Origin of the sequence: Corynebacterium sp. DNF00584, assembly GCF_001552965.1 — a bacterium.
Lineage (GTDB): Bacteria > Actinomycetota > Actinomycetes > Mycobacteriales > Mycobacteriaceae > Corynebacterium > Corynebacterium phoceense.
The window spans coordinates 83,653-97,527 of record NZ_KQ959726.1 but is presented as its reverse complement, the minus strand read 5'-3'; the positions used below and the strand labels follow the sequence as shown (position 1 = coordinate 97,527).

At 57.8% G+C, this 13,875-nt stretch carries 10 protein-coding genes and 1 pseudogene; 3 read left to right on the top strand and 8 right to left on the bottom strand.

Features of this window, described 5'->3' with window-relative positions; all coding sequences use genetic code 11:
- A partial coding sequence (locus HMPREF0307_RS13495) for an IS3 family transposase (protein ID WP_148139452.1) occupies positions 1-167 on the top strand: 167 nt, incomplete at its 5' end.
- A gap of 36 nt (positions 168-203) precedes the next feature.
- Here HMPREF0307_RS13495 and HMPREF0307_RS00400 read toward each other — a convergent pair.
- A pseudogene (locus HMPREF0307_RS00400) lies at positions 204-452 on the bottom strand (transposase); the annotation flags it as partial.
- 619 nt (positions 453-1,071) lie between these two features.
- Between HMPREF0307_RS00400 and HMPREF0307_RS00395 the strand changes: the two are divergent.
- Positions 1,072-1,305, top strand: coding sequence for a hypothetical protein (locus HMPREF0307_RS00395; RefSeq protein WP_066484705.1), 234 nt, complete (start codon positions 1,072-1,074; stop codon positions 1,303-1,305).
- Positions 1,306-1,460: 155 nt separating this feature from the next.
- On the opposite strand, the gene HMPREF0307_RS00390 is transcribed toward HMPREF0307_RS00395, so the two are convergent.
- Genes HMPREF0307_RS00390 through HMPREF0307_RS00375 form a run of 5 tightly spaced genes read right to left on the bottom strand, consistent with a single transcriptional unit; the run spans position 1,461 to position 7,805 of the window.
- Positions 1,461-3,233: an ABC transporter ATP-binding protein gene (locus HMPREF0307_RS00390; protein ID WP_066484702.1), complete on the bottom strand. Its 1,773-nt coding sequence runs from the start codon at positions 3,231-3,233 to the stop codon at positions 1,461-1,463.
- Positions 3,226-4,974, bottom strand: a complete 1,749-nt coding sequence (locus HMPREF0307_RS00385) for an ABC transporter ATP-binding protein (RefSeq protein WP_066484697.1) — start codon at positions 4,972-4,974, stop codon at positions 3,226-3,228. The genes HMPREF0307_RS00390 and HMPREF0307_RS00385 overlap by 8 nt, the downstream gene beginning before the upstream one ends.
- A gap of 7 nt (positions 4,975-4,981) precedes the next feature.
- Positions 4,982-6,451 carry an ABC transporter ATP-binding protein gene (locus HMPREF0307_RS00380; protein ID WP_066484694.1) on the bottom strand — a complete coding sequence of 490 codons (1,470 nt, stop codon included), beginning with the start codon at positions 6,449-6,451 and terminating at the stop codon, positions 4,982-4,984.
- Positions 6,448-7,173: an energy-coupling factor transporter transmembrane component T family protein gene (locus HMPREF0307_RS12395; RefSeq protein WP_071407493.1), complete on the bottom strand. Its 726-nt coding sequence runs from the start codon at positions 7,171-7,173 to the stop codon at positions 6,448-6,450. The genes HMPREF0307_RS00380 and HMPREF0307_RS12395 overlap by 4 nt, the downstream gene beginning before the upstream one ends.
- Positions 7,170-7,805 carry an MptD family putative ECF transporter S component gene (locus HMPREF0307_RS00375; RefSeq protein ID WP_066484691.1) on the bottom strand — a complete coding sequence of 212 codons (636 nt, stop codon included), beginning with the start codon at positions 7,803-7,805 and terminating at the stop codon, positions 7,170-7,172. The genes HMPREF0307_RS12395 and HMPREF0307_RS00375 overlap by 4 nt, the downstream gene beginning before the upstream one ends.
- 869 nt (positions 7,806-8,674) lie before the next feature.
- Here HMPREF0307_RS00375 and HMPREF0307_RS00370 point away from each other — a divergent pair.
- Positions 8,675-9,271 (top strand): GNAT family N-acetyltransferase, encoded by a 597-nt coding sequence (locus HMPREF0307_RS00370; protein WP_070539562.1) that lies wholly within the window; start codon positions 8,675-8,677, stop codon positions 9,269-9,271.
- Here HMPREF0307_RS00370 and HMPREF0307_RS00365 read toward each other — a convergent pair.
- The gene (locus tag HMPREF0307_RS00365) at positions 9,268-11,397 is read right to left on the bottom strand and encodes a YhgE/Pip domain-containing protein (protein ID WP_066484686.1); all 2,130 of its coding nucleotides are present in this window, start codon (positions 11,395-11,397) and stop codon (positions 9,268-9,270) included. The two genes, HMPREF0307_RS00370 and HMPREF0307_RS00365, sit on opposite strands and share 4 nt — an antisense overlap.
- Positions 11,390-13,873 (bottom strand): YhgE/Pip domain-containing protein, encoded by a 2,484-nt coding sequence (locus tag HMPREF0307_RS00360; protein ID WP_231724968.1) that lies wholly within the window; start codon positions 13,871-13,873, stop codon positions 11,390-11,392. Before HMPREF0307_RS00360 ends, HMPREF0307_RS00365 begins: the two co-directional genes overlap by 8 nt.
- Positions 13,874-13,875: the final 2 nt, after the last annotated feature.

Here is a 13,875-nt window from a genome sequence, read left to right as displayed (position 1 = left end):
GCAAATGCCTAGGAACAAAACCCGGGGCACTTCAGTCTGTCAAAGAATTTACCGCTGCGGTAGACGCGTACATCGACTGGTACAACGCGGAAAGACTCCAGCTGGGACTTGATGGTTGCACCCCGATGAAATACCGGGATAAGGCCCTTAAGACGTTAGCCGGGTAGGATTACCCCTAGTCCAACTTTCGGGGGCAAGTTCAGTTTCAGTTCGCGGTTTTCTCGACGCAGGCGCCTGAGTTCTTCTTCCATTGTTTCGCCGCCTGAAGCGTCAGAACTATCGTGTACTGAAGCGCTGTCACGGTACCAAGCCCGCAACGTGTGGTGGGATACTCCAAGCAGCTCACCGACCTCCGTGTAGGCGCGTTGCAGTGAGCAAGACTCCAGGCGGACCATTTCGATGATCTGATGGACCGCCTTCTCCTTGAACTCGACGGAATACTTTCTAGGCATAGTTCAATCCTTCCTTAGCTGAGGTAGGAACTAAACCCAGGACGCTTCATTCATCATGCCTTCCACGCTTTCCACGAGTAAACCGTATTCCGCGGAAAATAACGCGCAGCAGCCTTTGGTGTGTGGGGCGCGGTGATTTCCGGTGCGGCAGCGGTCGGACCGCTTGCCGATGGTGCACTGACGGAATGGGTGTCCTAGTATTCGCGATTATCGAGGGCCTGGCCTAGGCTGGTGGGAGCCCCAATCCTCATTCAGCTTCTTTGGCTGGACCTGATTCGAAAACGCGGCTATTTCACCGGTTCCGCTAGGGCTCGCGATCTCGGCCGTGGGCTTCGCGCTTTTTATCAGGTCGGAAGAGCACCGCGAGCGGGGTCACCGCTCGGCGCTGTTGTATCTTGAATTGTTTTTCTTATTCCACGTTCTCGTGGGGCAATATCACCGCTGGTGCGGTAGCAATCGGCGAGTTTTCCATCATCTTCGTGTTGCCGCTGTACCTGATTAATACTTTGGACCTCTGCACGACGTGGTCTGGCCTGGTGCTGGCAGCCATGGCAATCGGTGCATTCTTCTCCGTTGCATCAGCCCTCATGTCGCGGCACGGTACGGGGCGTCTGGCACCGTGCTCATTGGGCTCGGCTTGGAAGCCGTCGGCGTCCTTAGCTTCGTCCTGCTTATGGGGCCGGATACGAATGATTGGATCATCGCCGCGCCGCTGACCCTGTACGGCTTGGGCCTGGGGTTCGCCTCCACGCAGCCGACCGGCACGATGCTGTGGGATATTCCCGTCGATGACTCCAGGCAAGCCTCCGCAACGCAAACCACCGTGCGCCTGGGGCAGTGGTGTAGACCTTAAGCGAAGGCATGGCCAACGCCGCGCAGTGGTCGCTCGTAGCCGCTACCGCATTCTTCGCTCTGAGCCTTGTCGGTGCACTTAGGGTGCTCCGTGCTGCGGGGGAGAGGGGGAGAGAAGGGTGTCCCCCGCAAACAATGCCGATCTCGGTGCCCGCGTTAATCGCGTCCCGAACTGATTTTCCACCCGCTTGCTGCTTTGCGTTGCTGCCAGAAGTGACGGTAGATACCGGGGACATCGGAAAGCTCAGAATGCGTGCCCAGCTGGCTGACTTGCCCGTGTTCATCCAAGACTACGATTTGATCAGCAGATTTGATTGTATCCAGCTTATGGGCGATGACAATAAAAGTAGATTGCTCCCGTAGCTCGTCCATCGCAGCAAGAATGTTTGCCTCATTTTCTGCATCGAGCGCGGAGGTAGCCTCATCAAAGAGTACAATCGGCGCTTGCTTGAGAAGCGCGCGAGCTACAGATACGCGCTGGCGTTCACCACCGGATAGAAGCCGCCCGCCTTCACCAACAGGAGTATGCCACCCTAGGCGGTTGGCAATAGAAGTCACGCCTGAAAGATCAGCTGCGCGGAAGACTTCCTCATCGGAGGCGTCGGGACGACCAACGCGGATATTAGCGATTAACGAGTCGTCGAAGAGGTAAACGTCCTGAAAGACCATGGACAGCCTGGACATTAACTGTTCGGTTCCAAGCTCGCGGATATCTACGCCGTCAACCATCACCGCCCCGGAATCTACATCCCAGAATCGCGAAATAAGGCGCGCAATTGTGGTCTTTCCGGAGCCAGAAGGACCGACAATGGCGGTAACGGTGCCTGGTCGAGCATGGAAAGTGACATCTACCAATACTGGCTTATCGCCGTATCCAAACGTGACATTAAGAAGCTCCACATTTCCCGAACCATCGCCTAGGCGCGGAGTAGTGGGTTCTGGCAGGGAAGGAGCATCGGTGATGAGCTCAGTTTCTGCGAGCGCGATACGGCCGGCATCTAAACCGACGAAAGAAGAACCCAGCTGCTCAAGCGTGCGGGTAAACCTCAAGCTGATTCCGATGATCGCAATTGTTTCTAGTGGCGATAGGGCGCCTTCAACGGCAAGATCCGCGGAGACCATAATGAGAGCCACAATGAAGATCTGCACTACTATGCCGTTGAGTAGCAAAGCTAATGTGGATACCCATAGCTCGCGTATTCGTGCTTTATGGTCGATTTCTAGCGCTTGCTCTAGTGGCGCAAAAACTTGTGATTGTCCTGCCGCGCGCAGGGCTGGTTGACGGTTAGCAAATTCTACGATGCGCTGGGAGAGCTCTTTACTCGGCCCCAGTGCGCGGTTCGATGCTTTCTCACGAATCCATGCAGCCAACTGCATCACCACGAGCGCCAATGGTGCGATGATAAGAAGGACCAAGCCCAGCTTCGAGTTCCAGAAACACGCTCCTACTAACAAGGTGACAAGTGCCGCGCTATCGCGGTATATCGTTCCTTGAATATGCGCAATGGTCTCGGCCGCCACCATAAAGCGATCTGAAACGAGGCGAGATAGGCCGCCGGTATTAGCCGGTACGAACCAGCCGAGCGGTAGCGTTGCTAATTTATCGCCCACAGTCGTGTGCGCGGCTCGGATGAAATCCAAGGCCGTGTGGTAAGAGGCCATGGTTGCGAAAAATCGTAGCGCAAAAGCTACGAGCGCAATTGCCAAAAGCGTCCACATCCATGGTGCGATCGTCGTATCCCCATCGAGTGCCTTTGTAAGTGGCACGAGCGTGAGAACGGCGAGGCCATCAAGCACGCCAACGATAAGCGATAGACAAGCATACCTTTTATTGAGCTTATGGCCTACAGGACTTTGCAGCTTTTTGACACTGCGAGTGAGTAGCGGATCACGAAGACGCGAACTAACAGGCGTAGTGGCATTAGACATGAGAATTATCCTTCATAGGCTTGAGGCAGATTATTTGGTCTGCTCCTTGGATGGACTCCGGCTTGTGGGCGATGACTAAGACGGTCTTGCCTCTGACGAGTGTGGCTAGAGCTGCTTGAATTTCTGCTTCGCAGTCAGGATCAGTTGCCGCAGTAGCTTCATCCAGGATCAAGATTGGGGCATTGGTAATAATTGCCCGGGCAATAGAAATGCGTTGCTGTTGTCCACCGGATAAAGAGGTGTCCTCACCAACAACGGTGTCGAGCCCAGCCGGTAAAGCGCGAATATCAGCAGCTATGTGCGCAGCCTCTGCGGCTTGCCAGATCTCTTCATCGCGGGCTTCTGGGCGTGCAAGGCGAATGTTTTCCCGAATACTCATACGCAGTAAGTGAGGGTCTTGTAAGACGAAAGCCACAATGCGGTACAAACTGTCGAAAGTGAGATCACGGATATCCACGTTGTTGATAGTGATTGTGCCCGAATCTGGATCCTGGAAACGCGCCAGCATCGTTGCTGCTGTGGATTTGCCAGACCCGGAGGGGCCAATCAATGCCGTGACAGTGCCTGCATTTAGTTGCGCAGAAAAGTCTTGGAGGACTGGTGTGTCTGGGGCGTAGCTAAAGCTGACCTTATGGAACTCCACCTCCATGTCTTGACTACTGGCATCGAGGCTCTTTTGGCCTTCTTTCACATGGGAAATTGTCATGACTTCATCAAGGCGCAACGCCGCATTGCCAGCGAGCTGGTAAGACCACATCATTTGGCCGACGGTTTGAATCGTGCCCGGGAGCACCAGCGCAATTAACGTTGTTGCGATGACTTCAGCGACCGTGACATAGCCACCAGCTATCAGCAGGGAACCGACTCCTAGATTGATAAGGATGAGGACAGGAACCGCCACCACAGACTCTGAGATTGCGGAAACACGCAGAAGCGGACGTACCCACTCGTAATAGAATTCCGCGAATTTTTGGGCAGCTTCGCGATATCGAGCGTGGGCTTTGCCAACGGTGCCGAAAGCCTTGACGACGGAAATACCTTCGGAGAACTCCACCGCAGTCGCAGAGACCTCACCCAGATAATTATCCATTTCCGCAGTTTTTGTGCCCATATCTTTCATTGAATATGCTTGGATTGCTAGGAAAATGGGCACAGTGGCAATAGAAAGTAGACCAAGGCGCCAATCCAAGATAAAGGCATAAACCAGAAGCGCGAGGGGCGTAAAGATCGCGGCGACCTTCTCTACAGGAGCATGGGCTGTCAGGGTGTGCAGAGTTAACGTATCGTCCTCGACGGCTTTGCGGACTTTGCCGGAATTAGTCTGGCTAAACCACGAGAGTGGTGCTTTCGCAATAGCGGTAATAATTCGGCGCCGGTTAATCCCCACCAGCTTTGCATCAGCGAAGTGGGTGATTACAAGGGCAAGGAAATAGAAGAATAGCTGGCCCAAAAATGCAGCAAGTAGCCATTTCACAATGGACGCGACGTCATCAGTATTGCCGTCGATTAGAGCATTTCCCAGTGCCACCAACGCGACGTAGGGTGCTACGGCGAGTACCGAGGATATAAGCGCGAGAAACTGTGCGAAGTAGATGGTTGTTTGCACTGGGGCCAGTAGTTTTTTTAGAGCGACCTGGCCGGCTTTTAGTTTTGCGCGAGCCTCTTCTTCCGGTGACGCACCGTGTGATTCTGGTGCGTGGGTTCCGCTTGATTCTGTGGAACTTTGTTTTAGTTCAGACATTTCTTTCTCAATTCTTGTTGATGTCAGTCATATCGATGATTCTGGTGACTGATTCTTGGATGAATTCGTGGTCATGGGTGATGACGATGACCACTGCTCCGCTTGCTGCAAGAGATCGAAGTAGCGCAGAGATGGATTGCAGTTGGCGCCAGCCCACGCCAGAGGTAGGTTCATCGAAGATGTAGATCGCTGCTTGCTCGGCTTGGGCTGAAGCTATGGCTAAGCGTTGCCGTTGCCCACCGGACAGAGACTGCGGATGCCGTTGGGCCATTCCTGCCAGATCGAGGCGATGGAGAATCTCATTGACATCGATGTGGTCCCGCTTCTTCTTTGCCAGTCCGAGCGTGACTTCTTCTTCGGTGGTGGCTGCGAATAATTGGCGGCCAACATCTTGCATCACCATATACGCGGCACGTCTGCGGGCAGCCGCTCCTACTCGTTTGCTGTTCAAACGGAGACTACCGCCGCGTTTGGGAGAAGCAAGACCACAAATGATCCTGGCGAGGGTGGTTTTTCCAGCGCCGTTGGGCCCGATTAAGGCGGTGACTTCGCCGCTGGGGAAAAATGCGTGGTCAATGTTTAACACCTCATGTGCGCCATAAGAAAAACAGATGTTGCTTAGCTCGAGTCCGCTCCGCTGGGGATCGGCGTTTTCGAGCGTGGGTGGTACCGGCACGCTCGCGGGCAGGGGAACATGGTGTAAGCTGCGTAGCCCCAATTGTTTGCGTTCGGGTTCGTCTAAGGCATAAAACTCCTGAGCGCGGAAACTCCGCGTTATTTTTCCCTGAGTCAAGTAAATAACTTGGTCAGCGATATCTTTTAAGAAAAAGAGACGGTGATCAGCGATAATGATCGTTGTGCCTAATTCCTTCAAGCGGTGTAGCACGCGTGCAAGAATATCGATGCTTTCCATGGAGAGATTGGACGTGGGTTCATCGAGAAGCACGAGACTGCCCGGGGACACAAGCGCGCATGCGCATGCCACGGTTTGTAACTGCCCACCGGATAATTCTTTGAATCGCCGGCCCCGAAGATCCTTAATGCCTAGTAGCTCGACCGCTGATTGAATCCTCGACTCAATTTCTTTGGGATCTACACCAAGGTTTTCTAGCCCGAAGGCCAATTCTGCATTGACGCTTTCAGTGAAAAATTGTGTCCTTGGATTCTGGAATACTGAGGCGCTGAACTCGATGGCTCGGGACAGCGGTTCTTCCGCAGGGTTAAAAGCCTGGTCATCCTTTATAATAGTGATGGTGCCTAGTAGCTCTCCTGGATTGAAATGGGGGATGAGTCCGTTGATCAACTTGAGTACCGTGGACTTTCCCGATCCGGAATCACCGGTAATCAGTAGACACTGTCCTGGAGAGACAGAAAAAGACACATCAGATACACCTTGAATGCCTGGCCGAGCGCCCAATGGATATGTAAAAGAAACGTTGTGGGCGTCTACACTGGTTGCGATACTGCGTTCGTTCATAAGTGGACCTCCGTGGGAAGCCAGACAGAGGCAACAACGAGGCCCAACCCAGCTAGTGCAGTTGCATCGACAAGCTTGAAGGAAAGATCGGCGGTGGTGGTTGGGCGTGCGGGTCCTCCCAATCCCCGGACAAGAGCAGAGGCAGCGAGCTCATCACCAGCGCGGACGACGGCACCTAATAAGGGGATGATCAACATCGCGGACGATTGTGTGGGCTGTGTGATCCAGCTTTTTACTCCAGGCTGGAGACCCCGAAGGACCATGGCATCGCGGATGGCTTTGGCTTCTGCCACGATGATCGGCAAAACGCGCAGGAATACCGCCGGTGGAATGGTGACCCAGCCTGGTAAACGCAGGTCCCGCAGTGCTGAGGTCAACGTGGATGGTGTGAGAGTGAGCAAGCCGAATGCGCCGATGGACATGCTGATGACAAAACGGCTTAGCCACGAAAAAATTGCCGCTGAAAAAGCGAAAAATGTGGAGCCAGGAAGCTGTAATAGGCCCCAATACCCTAGATAGGATAATGCAAAAGCGAACAGACATATAAGACCATAGTGTGGCTTTACTGTAGCTAGTGCGATGGAGCTGAAGGCGATAGAAATCAGCAGTGTCGGTAGGTGGCCGTGGCTGAGAGCTACCGCATTGATTACTAGAACAGAAAGCAGCACGGTCCGTGGATCGATCGAAAATCGACGAAGCACGCCCTGTTTTTGCAGGCTCACAGGAGACCAGCGCTTTCAAAGTGTTTGCGGCTGACGCGAACTCCGACCTTTCCTCCGATAAAGCCGACGATGAGCGCACAAATGGCCAGTACTCCAATGGTCCATGGCTGGAAGATATCCGACATAGCATCGGCATATTCTTGACCCATTTGGTCTGCGATATCGACGTAGTATGAGTCCGTATCCAGAATTAGCGGGAGAAAAGGCAAAGAAATCCAGACGCAGAAGACGCCGTAGGCAATAGGGAAGGACTTGGCAATACTGAGGTGGCTTTTTGTAATAATCAAATCCGCGATAAACCCAAGAATTATGCTTCCTAGCAAGGTCCAGAAGTAGTGTCCGGTGAGCATGAATGCTAATCCGTTAATACCACCGACGAGGGTGAAAGCACCCATTTTGGACGTGCGGACGGCATAAAGCGCTAGCACGATTCCGTTTGCGATTGCCGCGATAAACCATCCAATAAACATGAATTGTGGTCCTGCGAATCCAATCATTCCGCTTACAAAGGTGATTACAAAGTAAAGTGCAGCAAAGATACCAGCGTTGATGAGATCTCTGGTGTTTAAACGTGCCGTCGACCCACTGGATGAGCTTGTACTCCGTGCGGGCGTAGAGGACTGTTGGGTCATCGTAAACCTCGATTCATGAACAGCTGGAAAGGAAAGGCTTACCTAATACAGATAGTGCTGTATATAAACTATTTCTAGTTTTGATCTGAAGATTCACCCTTAATGGGGGCGAATGTAGATAAGCGGACATCAAACCATCATTGGATTTGCTGGAGACGCTGCTTCCATCCCGAAGCGTGTATCGGCTTTTAGCACCACATACCCTGCGCTGGCCGCGAGTGCGGGCACGCTCATTGCAAGGATTCCGAAGCTTCCCAAGCCGGTTCGCGAGAACGCAAGCAAAGGTGTTTATAAGCAGTGGGATTACCTCGTTAAGGAAGGCGCAACTCCCGAAAGCCTTCTCCGCCTGATGAAGGGAGGGCGGGTGAACCTCGACAAGTTAGCGGGATATCGCCAGCGGCCGGGACATGTTGCAACCCCAGCTGTGGAGTTTATGAAAGATGGCCGCGCAGGCGAGGACTATCTCAAGCTCATGCTCGTGAAGAAACGACTCGTGAGGAAGAATATTGAGCCCTCAACCCAGGTCGTGCTGCGGACGTCGGAGTGCGTTGAGGTGTGCAACCGGGCGGTGCGGCGCGTGGATGTTTTCGCTGACGGAATTGCCCACGAATCGAAAGTGGGGCCGGTGGTGCTCACGGAGTCTATTAGAAGGCAAGTCGAATCTGATGCTTACCTCATAGAAACCGGACAGATCAAAGGAGCAACGTGGCACTTTTCCCCAGCGCCGTATCAAATCAATTGGGTCCGAGCGAGCCCCTTCTCGAATTGCTCGAGAGCAAAGGGATTAAGTACAGCATCGCCTTGCCTCGCTAAACCGGCCCGCTGCTGTCCGCTGCACACGGGGGCGCTCTTCGCTATTGTCGAGACGTATGAACATTCGTGCTGTGACAGAATCCGATATTCCAGGTGCGGCTGCCGTGTTGGCGGCGGCCTTTGCGAACGACCCGTCTTTCGCGCGGGTGGTCGGAAAGCTCGAGGACCCAGAGGAAGCGCTCGACGCGTTGTTTCGGGCGCAGCTGCGCACGCAGTATATTCCGCGCGGCGTGGCGGATATCTGTGAAGACGAGGACGGGGAGGTGCTCGGGGTAGCGCTCTGGGAGCGCCCGGGCACGACGTTTGGGGCGGGGTCGTATTTGCGGCTGGCGAGCGAATTGGCGCGCGTCTTTGGCACCGGATTGGTCAAGCTCGCGGTGAGCGAAGCACAAGCGGCGAAGTACCATCCAGAATTCCCGCACTGGTACCTCTATACGCTCGTGGTAGCGCCAGGAGCGCAAGGCCAAGGCATTGGTTCTCAGCTGCTGGAGCATGGATTGACGCGCGCAGGAGACGATGCGGTGTATCTGGAAGCCACGACGCAGGGGTCGGCGCGGCTGTATACGCGGTTGGGGTTTGTTCCGCTCGGGGAGATCCCCAGCAAGGACGCAGGCCCCAACGAGCTGGCCATGTGGAAGCCGCCGGTGGTCTAGCTCGCCATGACCTTGGTGCTCGCAATCGCCGCACTGAGACGCTCGTGATAGCCGTCCATGAGGCGACGCAGCCAGAGCCCCAGGATGAGCGCGGGGATGGTGAAGAGGACCAGCAGACCGAGTTCCCGCCACAAGTCGCCCTCATAGGAACCGGAGATGGCCGCGCGCAGCGCGCTGATGGCATGCGTCGCAGGCAGCCAGGGGCTAGCTTTCTGGAAGAACTCGGGCAGCAGCGGCAGGGGGTAGGAACCGCCGGCGCCAGAGACTTGGATGACGAGGAGGACGACGGCGATGGCCTTGCCCGCGTTGTCGAAAGTGACGACGAGGGCGTAGACAAGCATCATAAACACGAGTGCGATCACCCAGCCCACGACGATGAGTTGTATGGGGTGCTGTGGGGCGATCTCGACGAAGAAGATAAGGCCCGTCGTCACGAGCGTGGACTGGATAAGTGCGATAAGCGCCAAGGTGAGAAAGCGGCCGAGGAAGATGGCGTTGCGGCTCATCGCGGTCTCGCCGCGGCGGTAGGTGCGCTCCGCGTTGGCATAGATGAACACACATGCAATGAGCGCGCCCACCCACAAAGCGAGCGTGGTGTAGAACGGCGTCATCGCCGCGCCAAAGGACTTGACAGCGAAGACAGCTTCGCGGTCCAGCCCCAGGGGCGAGGCCAAGCGGGAGGCGGTGAGCCCCGGATCGTCGCCGACGACGCGCGCGAGCTTATCCAAGTCGCCCGTCTGGCGGGCGTCATCGAGCGCGGAATTGATGCGCTCGAACTCGGCCGACTGTGCGGCGAGTTTGTCCGCGAGCGCGCCTACTTCGTCACGCGAGGATTCCAGGCGAGAGGCCAGTGAGTCTGCACCCGCGGCATTCGCGCGGGCGGCATCGAGATCGGAACGCACCGTGGCGACGTCGTCGGCGACCGCCTTGATGGACTGTGACAGCTCAGCGACCTGTGGCTTGAGATCCGTGGTGTAACTCGTGCGGGCGTCTTCGACAGCGCGCGAGGCGCGATCCACGGCGTCGCGGGCGCGTTGCGCTGCGGCCGAGGTGTCCTGTGCACCGGTCTCGAGGGCGGTGGCGGTCGTGTCCAAAGAGTCGGCCATTGCGCGAGCCTGGGCGGCGGCGGTATCGAACTGCGTGGTGGGCAGGGCCAGGCCGGCAAGCGCGCCGCGCGCGGTGTCGAGACCTTCCGCCTGGGAACGGACTTGCTTGGCAAGGTCGTGTAGCTCATTCGGATTGAGCGCGTTGGTGCCCGTCGCGTCGTCGAGGCGGGCGCTTACCGTGCCGAGGCTGGAGGAAGCAGCGGTGAGTGCGGAAGAGAGGGCATCGGCAGACTCGCGCAGCGTCGCGTCGAGATTGACGGGAGAGGATGACTGCGTGGCGGGTGCGGTGGAATCACTCGTATTGGCGCGCGCGAGCAGCGAGTCCGCGCTCGTAGCCAGGGGAATCGCGCCATCGATGAGCCCGGTGAGCGAGCGGACGGTGGCGGACGCCGAGTTGAGGCGTCCGCTGGTGGCCTGCATGCGGGTTTGGATGGTGCTCAGGGCGGACTGCGTGTTGTCCTCGTTGAGGTAGTCATCGAGCGAGGAGAGCAGGCCCAGCCCGACGTCGGACAGGACCTCGGCGAAGCTTTCGTCAATATTATTCGTCACGCCGGTGGCGACCTTGGACGTAATGGATGAGCTTAGCGCGTTCTTCTTCTGGTTTGTATAGAGGTCGAGGCGGGTGGGCTCGGCGCCGTCGAGGTAGAAGGTGAGCATGTCGTCGCTGAAGGACTCGGGTAACACGATGGAGGCGTAATAGTCGCCGGACCTCGTGCCCTCCACGGCGTCGGCGCTGTCTGTGATGACCCAGTCCACGGAGTCGTTGCGCGCGAGCTGGGAAAGCACCTGGTCGCCCAGGTTGACGTTGAGCTTGCCCACATCGGTGACGTGGCCCTTGTCGTTACTGGCCACGGCGATACGGAGATTGCCCGTGTTGCCGAAGGGATCCCAGGAGGCCAAGACGTTGAACGTCGTAAAGATGAGCGGGATGATGAGCACGCCAAAGACGATGAGCGCCGTGATGGTGTTCGTGCGGATGGCGCGCAGGTCGTCGCGCAGGATGGTCAATGCGTTACGCATGGGTATCGCCCTCCGGTAGGGATTCGGCGCGCAGATGGCGGCGCAGTTCGTTCTCTGGCAGGCGCGCGAGGTCTTCGGCGCGGGCGAGGGATTGCTTGACGTATTCGAGCGTGAGGATGACGCCGAGGGCTACGAGAGTAACGAGGAGAGAAAGCCCGAAGTAGAGCGACTTGTTGCCAGCATCGAAGTGCGCGATGACGCCGAAGGCGACGATGAGAAGGAACCCCGTCGCGATGGTGATAGTGACGACCTGCGCGTAGTGCCCGCGCACGCCGCGCCAGCGCCCGCCCAAGCCCTCGGTAAACGCCGTGCGGTCCTGGAGAACCACGAGGAGGTCTGCCAGCTTGTAGCGCGAGCCTTGCGCGTGGATTTCCTCGTTCGTGATGAGGCCGCCCGCGGCGAGTTCCTCGTTCACCATCGTGTTGACGTGTGCAAGGCGGCGACGCAGGATGACGCCCGCGATAAAGGCGAGAAGCGCCATGCCGGCGAGCGCTGCGAGGTCGCGCCAATAATGCAGGCTGTAAAAGCCGCCCACGGTCTCGCGCATCATGGAAATGCCGTAGCTAACCGGCAACCACGGGTAGAGCTCGCGGAAGAAGCTGGGCGTCATCTCGATGGGATAGAGCCCGGACGCGCCGGGGATCTGGATGAAAGCGAGCACGACGGCGATGACGCGCCCGATGTGCCCGAACGTCGAGACGAGGAAGAAAATAATGGACAGATACGCCAGCGCGATGAGCGCGGCGGTCGCCACGTAGGCGGCGGGGGAGACGGTCTCGACGCCGAAGGCGAGGTTGCCCACGGAGACGATGAGAGCCTGCGCCACGGCCATGATGCCGAGGAAGAGGTACCGCGCCGTATAGGCCTGTCGCACCGTACGCGCCCCGTCGACCTCCGAGCGGTAGATGATGAGCAGCATGAACGCGCCAATCCACAGCGCGAGGTTGGTAAACAGCGAGCTCATGCCCGAGCCATAGTGCTCGACGGGAAAGACCGAGTGGCTATCGACCTGCGCCGGCGCGGCCAGGAAGCTCGACACAGCGACGGTATCGAGACCGCGCACGGTGGTGAGCGTTTTATCGTTGTTCGCATCCTGCGTGAGCGCCAGGATATCCGTACGCGCTGTACGCAGGGTCGACTCGATGTCGCCCAGGTCCGCATCAAAGGAGGCGAGCACCTGGTCCGCGCCCTGCAGCTGCTTTCCGATGCCCCCAATTAGCTCGCCAGCCTGCCCCACCAGCTCCTCCTGTGCATCAAGCCGCGCGCTCAGGCGCGCGGTGGTGGACTCAACTCCGGCGAGCGCCGCGTCGATGCGCGCCGTGCCAACCAACCCGCCTTGGGCATCTTTCGCCTGCGCGACCGCGTCGTCGAGGGCGCTCGTCGCGGTGTCGAGCTCGTCAAGGCCGCGTTGTGCGTCGCCGCGCAGCCGGTCGATGCTGTCCACGGTCGCCGCCGCTTGGTCATGCGTCGCCCGCAGATCGCCAGCGAATTGTCCAGGCACGATTTTGAGCAGCGCGCCAGTCTGGTCGCGCAGCGTCGTGGCCGCGCGGCTTGCAGCATCAAGGCCGCCTAGCGCCCCGCGCAGTTCGCCCGTGAGCGTGCCCACCGTGGCATTCGCAGCGGCCGTGCCGTCCGCGAGCGCCTCCGTGCCTTCGGCTCGCGCGTCGGTGAGGCTGCGGCCGGTCTCGCCTGCGGTCTCCCGAATGCCTGCGGAAAGGGAGTTGACGCGGGCGAGGGAGGAACGGGCATCGGCAAGCGTGGCGTTGACATCGCGCAGGGTCTGCTGAGTTTGCGCGACCTTGGGCTGGGCCGCGGCCAGTTCGTCGCGCACGCCGGCGAGGATGCCATGCGCATTCTCCAGCGAGTCCGCAGTCTCGCCGAAGTTGCCCGCCGCGCTGTTTCCCGCATCCGTGAGCTTCGTGTTCAGCTCTCCGCCCTTGTCGCGCAGCTCCGAAGTGACGGCCTCGGCGACGGACTCCTTAAAGGTCTGGCCAATGGTCTCCTCAAGCGTCGAGGCGCCCGTGTCCGTGATTTTGGGGGCCACCGCATTGAGCTTTTCGTTAACCTCGTAGTGCAGCGTGGGCTGGTGATACTCACCCTCGAAAAGGCTCACGAAGTCTTGGCTGAACTCGGCCGGGACCGTGACGGATGCGAAGACGTCGCCGCGACGCACGGCCTCGGCCGCCTGGTCCGCGTCCATGAATTGCCAGCCCAGTTTGTGGTTGTCGTGCAGCTTGTCCACGAGCTGTCCACCCACGTTGAGGTGGCCCGTAAGCTCCGAGTCCGCGCCGCGGTCCTCGTTGACCACGGCGACCTGGAGGTGTTCCGTATTTTTATAGGGATCCCAGAACGCGCGCACGTTGAACCACGAGTAGAGCGCCGGCGTGACAAGGACGCCGATGGCGATGATCCATACCGCAGGCGTGCGCCACACACGCGCGAGATCTCTGTGGACGATTGACCAGATTGTTGACACGG